Genomic DNA, 1072 nt, shown 5'->3' with positions numbered 1-1072 from the left:
GGGATGCTCTATCTGCCCATTCTTGTAACTTTTTGATGCCTTCTCTTGTTCCCCACTTTTAGACCTGAATCCTTACGCTTTTATTATCAGGAAACTTGTGCCAAAACTATGGAAAGGGGCTTGTGTAGTGATGGATAATTGTCCCATTCACTTGGGAGAAGAAGTGAAAAAAGCGAGCGAAAAAAAAGGGGCAAGATTAATATACTTATCACCTTATTCACCAGATTTTTCACCAATTGAAAATCTGTGGTCAAAACTTAAAATCATTCTCCGTTCTATCAAGACTACTAATTATCAAGAATTAGCAAAAGCACTCTTAGTTTGCGTTCGGTCAGGTTACATCGTCAAATATTTTTAACTGGTTTACACACTGCTGTTATTGTACCTCATCTTTCGCTCGAAAGGCTATATCATCTTTAAAACTATCTAATCGCTCCGGAACACCATGAATACTCCAATAAGCAACTTTTCTGAGAGAACATCCAATTAGTTCAGCAGTTTGAGCTTGTGTATTTCCGTTATTTAGTAACAAAAAAATTAAGGCTATGAAGCCGAATGTCTGGATGATCATGCTCTTTTAATACTTGTTGAAGAGTTTCCTTTGTTTCGGAACTTAGAAAATTTTTAGCAGGCATTCACTTTTTCTGAATATCATTATGTTATATTATACCAATATGCGTTTTAAATGCACAACAGCTTACTGTACCTCATAACATCCGGAAGTGCTGTATCAATTTTCTGACGGGGTTGTCGCCCCGTCAGCGTGAACACTCTCGTTACGCCCTCCAAGTTCTTTAAAGCCCTTATGCCCATAAAAAAAATGCTCCTACATCAATCAGAGGAGCTTTTGTTTGTATATTGTCAGCGGCATCGAGATATTTTCGCTCGGCAGTGAGGGGGCAAATATCTTAGCCACATGGGCATTTAACAAGCGAGTTCGGGATGGAATCGGATTGGTGCAACTGCGTCTTTTGACAGACAAAAAAAATAAGGGTAAAAAAATAAGGGTAAAAAACCCTGAAGACTGCAGAGAATTAAGTCATCATGATCACCATGTAGAAAGAGAGGTCAA

The 1072-nt window shown here is 38.3% G+C and carries 2 protein-coding genes; both read left to right on the top strand.

The annotated features are described in order from the left end of the window. Positions 1 to 64: 64 nt before the first annotated feature. The gene (locus QUB06_RS34620) at positions 65 to 358 is read left to right on the top strand and encodes a transposase (RefSeq protein WP_333439363.1); all 294 of its coding nucleotides are present in this window, start codon (positions 65 to 67) and stop codon (positions 356 to 358) included. 493 nt (positions 359 to 851) lie between these two features. Then, the coding region (locus tag QUB06_RS34615; RefSeq protein ID WP_333439361.1) for a hypothetical protein at positions 852 to 1072 on the top strand (221 nt) is incomplete at its 3' end.

It is taken from the genome of Microcoleus sp. D2_18a_D3 (assembly GCF_036702455.1).
In the GTDB taxonomy this organism is placed as follows: domain Bacteria; phylum Cyanobacteriota; class Cyanobacteriia; order Cyanobacteriales; family Microcoleaceae; genus Microcoleus.
This window is presented reverse-complemented; position numbering and strand designations above follow the sequence as displayed.